The organism is Bacillus sp. JST-5 (assembly GCF_057747715.1).
The window spans coordinates 1-7,270 of record NZ_JBYLHW010000095.1; the positions used below are offsets into that span (position 1 = coordinate 1).

7 protein-coding genes and 1 tRNA gene are annotated in these 7,270 nt (G+C 30.7%); 3 read left to right on the forward strand and 5 right to left on the reverse strand.

All coding sequences use genetic code 11. The features are described from left to right. Positions 1-144: 144 nt before the first annotated feature. Together pabB and AC3ASS_RS13215 are read right to left on the reverse strand one after the other, a co-directional pair. Positions 145-1,893, reverse strand: a complete 1,749-nt coding sequence (gene pabB / locus AC3ASS_RS13210; protein WP_488283990.1) for an aminodeoxychorismate synthase component I — start codon at positions 1,891-1,893, stop codon at positions 145-147. Then, complete coding sequence (locus AC3ASS_RS13215) at positions 1,883-2,470, reverse strand: anthranilate synthase component II (RefSeq protein ID WP_488283991.1); 588 nt, start codon at positions 2,468-2,470, stop codon at positions 1,883-1,885. The genes pabB and AC3ASS_RS13215 overlap by 11 nt, the downstream gene beginning before the upstream one ends. A gap of 133 nt (positions 2,471-2,603) precedes the next feature. On the opposite strand from AC3ASS_RS13215, the gene AC3ASS_RS13220 reads away from it, so the two are divergent. Both AC3ASS_RS13220 and AC3ASS_RS13225 read left to right on the forward strand, forming a co-directional pair. After that, complete coding sequence (locus tag AC3ASS_RS13220; protein WP_488283992.1) at positions 2,604-3,488, forward strand: TetR/AcrR family transcriptional regulator; 885 nt, start codon at positions 2,604-2,606, stop codon at positions 3,486-3,488. Positions 3,489-3,923: 435 nt separating this feature from the next. Beyond that, a complete protein-coding gene (locus AC3ASS_RS13225) occupies positions 3,924-4,481 on the forward strand; it encodes a sugar O-acetyltransferase (protein WP_488283993.1) in 558 nt (185 codons plus the stop codon). 232 nt (positions 4,482-4,713) lie between these two features. On the opposite strand, the gene AC3ASS_RS13230 is transcribed toward AC3ASS_RS13225, so the two are convergent. Together AC3ASS_RS13230 and AC3ASS_RS13235 are read right to left on the reverse strand one after the other, a co-directional pair. Continuing rightward, positions 4,714-4,786: transfer RNA gene (locus AC3ASS_RS13230), tRNA-Ala, on the reverse strand. A 138-nt stretch (positions 4,787-4,924) separates the two neighbouring features. Beyond that, positions 4,925-5,626, reverse strand: coding sequence for an MgtC/SapB family protein (locus AC3ASS_RS13235; protein WP_488283994.1), 702 nt, complete (start codon positions 5,624-5,626; stop codon positions 4,925-4,927). A gap of 90 nt (positions 5,627-5,716) precedes the next feature. On the opposite strand from AC3ASS_RS13235, the gene AC3ASS_RS13240 reads away from it, so the two are divergent. Then, the gene (locus tag AC3ASS_RS13240) at positions 5,717-6,625 is read left to right on the forward strand and encodes a DMT family transporter (RefSeq protein WP_488283995.1); all 909 of its coding nucleotides are present in this window, start codon (positions 5,717-5,719) and stop codon (positions 6,623-6,625) included. A gap of 46 nt (positions 6,626-6,671) precedes the next feature. Here the strand turns inward: AC3ASS_RS13240 and AC3ASS_RS13245 are convergent, their stop codons facing one another. Beyond that, positions 6,672-6,854 (reverse strand): hypothetical protein, encoded by a 183-nt coding sequence (locus AC3ASS_RS13245; RefSeq protein ID WP_488283996.1) that lies wholly within the window; start codon positions 6,852-6,854, stop codon positions 6,672-6,674. Between the last annotated feature and the right edge of the window lie 416 nt (positions 6,855-7,270).

The following is a 7,270-nucleotide window of genomic DNA, read 5'->3' on the forward strand; positions in this document are numbered from 1 at the left end:
GATTATTGTCAGTACGCTTCGATAACATCCTAAATTTCCCCCGTTAACCAAGAATTCTATCCCTATTATACAAAAAAGCCTGTAGATTTGGCCCCTAAGTTAGGGACTTTGTCTACAAGCTGAAGCGTACTTATCGTACGCTTATTATTGAATCAAAAAAACTTCTTCCCATTTTCTAACACTATTAATGAACCAAATTCGAGATGCTTGAATCACATCATCTTTTGTTAAAATTGCTTCGGAAATTTTATTTTGATTAATTAATAATTGACGAAATGTACCAGGTAAAAGTCCAGAACTTACCGGTGGAGTTAACAATTTTCCTTTCAATTCTAAAATAATGTTCCCATTTGTAAATTCAGTTATTTCTCCTTTTTCGTTCCAAAGAATGATATCGTATACATCTTTGTTTTTCTCTTGAATTGATTTGAGAACATCTCGATTAGTAGTTTTATGGTATACAAATATATTTTCTTTTTGAATAGGTACATCTGAGAAACGAACAAATTTAGGTTTTTCTGTGTTTAATAAAGGAGAAGTCTCCATTTGAAATTCACCTGTGTTAAATACTATTAGTCTTAGTTTTTGTTTTTCTTGTGGGAATAGTGATGCAGTATCAATTAATTCTTTTTTTATTTTTTCAATGTCTAAAGGAAATTTGAAATAATTAGCGGATTTTTCAAGCCTTTGCAAATGTTCAGTTAATAAAAAACATTTTCCTTCATCTATTAAAATTGTTTCTAGTAGTTGAAAATCCTTTCGCTTTTCTTGTAATACATTAGCTTTGGTTAATATTTCTTCATATTCATCTATAGAAGTAGAATCCCAAGTTATTCCTCCACCGACCCCATAAATTGCCTTATTAGAATCCTTGTTGATAGTAACTGTACGAATAGGGACGTTAAAAATAGCATCTCCATTTGGACGAATGTATCCAATGGCACCGCAGTATACCTCTCTTGGTGTTTCCTCAAGTTCTTCAATAATTTCCATCGTTTTAATTTTCGGAGCTCCTGTAATGGATCCACATGGAAACAGTGCCCGAAAGATGTCTACAATTGTACAATTCTCATCAATTTCTGCAGTAATGGTTGAAGTCATTTGATGAACAGTTGGATACGTTTCAATGTTAAAAAGTTTAGAAACTTTTACTGTTCCCGGAATGGCAATCTTTCCTAAATCGTTTCGTAATAAATCTACTATCATTAAGTTTTCAGCGCGATTTTTTTCTGAATGATAAAGCCAATTTTTATATTTTTCATCTTGTTCACTAGTTAAACCACGCTTAATTGTACCTTTCATTGGTTTTGTAATAATTTGATTCCCTTTTCTTCGAAAAAATAATTCTGGGGAAGCAGACAATATTTCAAAATTACCTATATTTAAGTAAGCTGAATAATTTGATGTTTGCGCTTGTGATAATTGAAGAAAATAAGAAAGTCCATCTCCTGTAAATGTTGATTCCATTCGAATTGTATAATTGACTTGATAAGTATCCCCTTGTTTTATATAATCTTTTATCTTTTTTATATTTCTTTCGTAAACCGTCTTATCAACATTTGGTTTCCATGCGGTCATCGAAAATTGATTACTACTTATAGAGATATTGTTCTCTACATGATTAAATATCCCAAACCATAATAATGGCATATTGGATTTTGAATGAACTTGAAAAGATGGGTCAAATGCTGGTGCTGCTTCGTATGAAATAAACCCAGCGGCATAATGATTGGACTTTACTGCATTCATTACTTTATGAAAGCAGGGAATTACATCATCAATACAATGTGCTTGAATAACCCTTATAGGATTTTGAAAAATTAAAGATTGTAGTTCTCCTTTGTCGTCTGCAAATTGATACCATAGTAAATTTTTATCTATACTATCCATCATTTTTTTCTCTCCTTATTTCCTTGAAGAAATTTTGTAAAAGGTTTAATCCGCATTCTGTCAAAATAGATTCAGGATGAAATTGAACCCCTTCGATTGGATAAACTTTGTGACGAATAGCCATAATTTCCTTATCTTCACTGCAGGCGGATATTTGTAAGCAATTAGGTAAACTGCTTTTTTGTATGATCAAGGAATGATAGCGGGTAACTTTCAATGGATTTTTTAGCCCTTTAAAAATTGTTTTACCATCATGATTAATGGAGGAAGTTTTCCCGTGCATTGGTTGTTTAGCCTTTACAATTTTTCCTCCAAAAAACTGTCCAATTACTTGATGGCCTAAGCAAACACCTAAAATTGGTATAGATTTATGAAATTGTTCAACTACTGACAAAGAAATCCCAGCTTGATTTGGATTCCCTGGACCTGGGGAAAGAATAATCGCTGTTGGGCGCATCGATTTTATTTCATCTATGGTTATTTCATTATTCTTTTTCACTATGATATTTTCTCCTAATTGCTGAATATATTGGACTAAATTAAATGTAAATGAATCGTAATTATCAATCATTAAAATCATAATTATTACCTCATTCATAGTTTGATAAAAGTAGCATAAATCTCAATATACAGGTACAATTATAGGAGAATTTCTATATAAGAGGAAAGAGAAATTATCGATACGTACTTATATAATAATTAGGTGAATGATAATGAAAGAAAAAAAGAGGAAAGAAATAATAGAATCAGCCATTAAACTCATTGCTAAACGTGGCTATCATGTAACTTCCGTACAAGATATTGTTAATGAGTGTGGAATTTCCAAAGGAGCTTTTTATAATTATTTTTCTTCAAAAGAAGAGCTATATGTTGAAATTTTTAAATATTATTTTGATTCTATTAAGAGTAGGATGGCTGAAATTGAAAAAGAAAAGATTCCGCCTAGAGAACGGATGATTAAGCAAATTCATGTCCCATTTGAACAAGTAAAAGGAAATAAGGATTCTTTAGTAATCTTTTTGAGAGAACATAATTTTTCTAATCAAAAAGAAATTAAAGAATATATGAAAAAAGCCATAACACAACTATATCAATGGTATCGAAAAAGTTTATTAGCTGTTTACGGGCATAGAATTCATCCATTTATTGGGGATATTATTTTTGTATTAGAAGGGATCCGAAAAAACTTTATGACAGCAATTCTATTTCATCAGATGGAAATAGACACCGAACGGGTAGCGAAATTTATTATGAATCGTGCGGATGAACTGGTTTCTGCTTTTGAAAATGGAGAACAACCTTTAATTGATGAATCAGAATTTTTAAAGGAATATTTGCAGGAAACTCCAGTTCAATCGAAGGAAATGGTTGAAGAAGCACGGCATCTATTACTTGAAATGAAAAATTTATTACCTTCATTAAAAAATAAGCATAAGAAACAGCTAGAAGAAGTCATTAATATTTTACTAAAAGAAATTGAAAAAAAAGAATTGGATACCATTGTTTTTCAAGGAGTACTTGCAAATTTAAAAATAGCGAAAGAATTTGACTTGTATCGTGAAAAGTTAGCAAAAATATTAAATATACAATTATTATAACTATACTCTTAACTCGTCTGAATTTATGAACTTGAAATGACTTTCCCACTAAATATAGTAGTTAATCATCGAACAAAATTGATGACAAGCGCATAATCATATTTTTAATAACCAAGACCCCTTATTTTGGGGTCTTTTAATCTTTCGAATCAAATGGAAGGACAAGGGAAAGAAGTTTATTAAAAAATAAGATGTTAACATCATTTTATTTTTAAGCAATGTTTTTTATCCTATATTCATTGCATCGTTTAAAAAGCATTACCATTTAGTGTTTCATGTAACTATTTACATAAAAATTAGACGTGGAAAAATCGAAGGATTGTTATATTCGAAAGTATGAAATAATTAAAATAGAATTATGGAAGAAGCTATAATTTCTAAAATATCTATTTATTTTGGTTTGAATGAAAAAATATAGAGAGAAGGTAATGAAGAATGAAAACAGAAAAAGAAAAAATGATTGCAGGAGAAAAATATCAACCGCAAGACCCTGAATTGTTAAAGGATCGTGAACACGTAAGACAATTGGTAGGAATGTATAATCAAACGTTGGAATTGGAAAAAGAGAAACGAAAACAATTATTAAGAGAAATTCTTGGTTCGTGTGGCGAGAATGTATACATGGAGCCAAATATTAGATTTGACTATGGTTATAATACTCATGTAGGTGAAAATTTTTTTGCGAATTTTGATTGCATCATTTTGGATGTATGTGAAGTTCGTTTTGGTGATAATTGTATGCTTGGTCCTAATGTTCAAATTTATACAGCCACTCATCCAATTCATCCTATAGAACGCAATTCAGGTTTAGAGTTTGGAAAGCCTATTAAAATTGGGAATAATGTTTGGGTTGGTGGAAGTGCGGTCATTCTCCCTGGAGTAACCATCGGCGATAATGTTGTTATTGCAGCAGGAGCGGTTGTTACAAAAGATGTACCTGCCAATGTTGTGGTAGGGGGAAACCCAGCTAAAATAATTAAATATATAGATTAAACTTGAATACCGAATTTTTTAATAAATTTTTTCTCATATATATAAATAGATTCATAACTTTTTGCTAATGATGCTATAGTCAACTTACGTCTCTGATGATCCCATTGACTAAGTAGGTATATGGAATTACAGATATTAAAGAATCTATTTCCGCATAATAATTTATATTTGTCATCTATGTCCATTGAATCATGATAAAAAATAAAAACCCTTAGAAATTAAGGGTTTTAAATGGAGCATACCGGGCTCGAACCGGTGACCTTTACGCTGCCAGCGTAACGCTCTCCCAACTGAGCTAATGCCCCTGAATATATTATTTTTGAACAGTTTTTATTTTAATTTCCATAAAAATATTTGTCAATATACATTTATAGCACTAAAATTTTAACAAATACCATTATTTAAGGAACTATAAAATGATAAAGACATGTTGCATGTATTTTTTATAAACTATCAATTTCTACCGTTTTTACTCCTTTTATATTTGATACGAAGTAGTAAACATCGGTAGACTTTCTTTTTGCATGGACAGTTACTTTTAAATGAACGTGGTGAATTCCATCTCTTAAGTCTTTTATTTTAATGCTTTTTATTGAAATTTTATCTTCCTGAATATAATCGATGACTTTTGCAATATCTTCCTTTTGTTCAATGGTTAATTGCAAAACGAGTTCTTTTTCTCTTAATTGTCTTGGACCTATTAAGGTCACAATGAATGGGATAAATTCAACGCTAATAATCAATAAGGCTACACCAGCCATAGCTTCAATATAAAATCCTGCACCAACAGCTATACCGATACCAGCTGCACCCCAAATAATTGCTGCCGTCGTTAACCCTGAGATGCTGTCATTTTCTCTTCTTAATATTACACCTGCTCCTAAAAAACCAATTCCTGAAACAATTTGTGCTGCCAAGCGAAGAGGATCCATTGTAATGTTTACATGTTCGGAAGATGGAAAAAGATAGGCAGATTCAATGGAAACAATCGTTAACAGACAAGAGACAATAGATATCACTAAACTTGTCTTTAGTCCTACAGGTTTTCTTTTCAATTCTCTTTCAAGGCCAATGATTAAACCTAATCCAGCGGAAATTCCTAATTTCAACAATATTTCCATTTCTAATGGAAAAAGTATTTTCATGCTATGCCACTACTCCTTTTTTTAATTCCTAATGATAAAATTTTCTTTATAATTTAGGTAGTTGTATAAATTTTAGAAGGAGCATTACACATGGATCAACCTAAAATTAATCCGTACATCATTTTAATTATTGGAGTAATATCCGTTTCTACTTCAGCAATACTTGTAAAACTGTCAAGTGCCCCATCTGGAGTGATTGCCTTTTATCGATTATTTTTTGCTGTATTGATTATGGCACCATTATTTCTTTTAAAATATGTAGCTGAAATCCGCTTTATTACGAAAAAGGATTGGATTTACTCTGTGCTATCAGGAATTTTACTTGCGTTTCATTTTATTTTATGGTTTGAATCATTAAATTACACTTCTGTAGCAAGTTCAACGGTATTGGTAACTTTGCAACCTTTGTTTGCTTTTATTGGAACTTTTTTTATATTTGGGGAACGTTCATCTTTTAAAGCTATTTTAAGTGCAATTTTAGCTATCATTGGATGTGTGATCATCAGTTGGGGAGACTTTCAAATTAGTGGAAAAGCTTTATGGGGAGACATTTTAGCATTAATCGCTTGTGCATTGGTGACAGGATATCTTCTATATGGGCAAAATTTAAGAAAGAGAATATCGGTTATTTCTTATACTTTTATTGTTTATTCGATAAGTTCAGTCGTGTTACTTACTTACGTAATCTTTAATGGTGAAAAATTATATCCATATTCTACCTTTGATTGGATAAATTTTTTCTTATTAGCTGTTGTCCCAACGTTATTAGGGCATTCACTGTTTAATTGGGCTGTTAAGTGGATAAGCACCAAAACAATTTCGATGGCTATTTTATTTGAACCTTTAGGTGCTATAATTTTAGCGTATATTATATTTGAGGAAACGGTAAAACCAACCCAATGGATTGGTGGAATATTAGTACTATTGGGAGTAATAATCTTTTTAAGAGATGAAAGAAAAATAAAATCGTGGGAATCTGATGAAAAAATACCAACATAACTTATCACAAAGACCTTCTTACATGAAAGGTCTTTGTGATTTAAGTCTATATAAACACGTAAGTGAAACCGGAAAAAATAAATGCCATAACTATAGAAAAAATAAATGTTCCACCATAAACTTTACCTTCTGAATTACTAATCTTTAAAGCTTCAATATAAGAATATAAAAATAAAAACACTGCCATGAAAAAAGAAACTAGAAACCCAACCGTCTTTAATTCTATCATCATTTTCCCTCCTCTATTAAACACTCTATGATTATTACCAAAAAGTATTACTAGATTTTATTTGAAATTATAGTTTATATAACAATTTTTCCATGCTAAAAATCTGAAAATTTAATCATCAAAAAATATATTGCAACCATAAATAAATCATGATATATTAAATCTCGTCGATTTCAAGTAATTAAAATTCAAGAAAAAATTATTTTTGTATAATAAAAAAATGTTGACATCTTAAATGATAGATGTTATATTAAAAAAGTCGCTCGAAATAACGAGTGGTCAATTTGAACCTTGAAAACTGAACAAAACAAAGCGTCTAAAGAAACATGCTAGTCAATCATTTTGAGCAATCAAACTACTTATTGGAGAGTTTGATCCTGGCTCAGGACGAACGCTGGCGGCGTGCCTAATACATG

What these genes read in the sequence shown, in the direction of transcription:
- pabB (WP_488283990.1), bottom strand. Translation starts at nt 1,893, where the DNA reads ATGATGGATAGTATAGATAAAAATTTACTATGGTATCAATTTGCAGAC.
- AC3ASS_RS13215 (WP_488283991.1), bottom strand. Translation starts at nt 2,470, where the DNA reads ATGATTTTAATGATTGATAATTACGATTCATTTACATTTAATTTAGTC.
- AC3ASS_RS13220 (WP_488283992.1), top strand. Translation starts at nt 2,604, where the DNA reads ATGAAAGAAAAAAAGAGGAAAGAAATAATAGAATCAGCCATTAAACTC.
- AC3ASS_RS13225 (WP_488283993.1), top strand. Translation starts at nt 3,924, where the DNA reads ATGAAAACAGAAAAAGAAAAAATGATTGCAGGAGAAAAATATCAACCG.
- AC3ASS_RS13235 (WP_488283994.1), bottom strand. Translation starts at nt 5,626, where the DNA reads ATGAAAATACTTTTTCCATTAGAAATGGAAATATTGTTGAAATTAGGA.
- AC3ASS_RS13240 (WP_488283995.1), top strand. Translation starts at nt 5,717, where the DNA reads ATGGATCAACCTAAAATTAATCCGTACATCATTTTAATTATTGGAGTA.
- AC3ASS_RS13245 (WP_488283996.1), bottom strand. Translation starts at nt 6,854, where the DNA reads ATGATAGAATTAAAGACGGTTGGGTTTCTAGTTTCTTTTTTCATGGCA.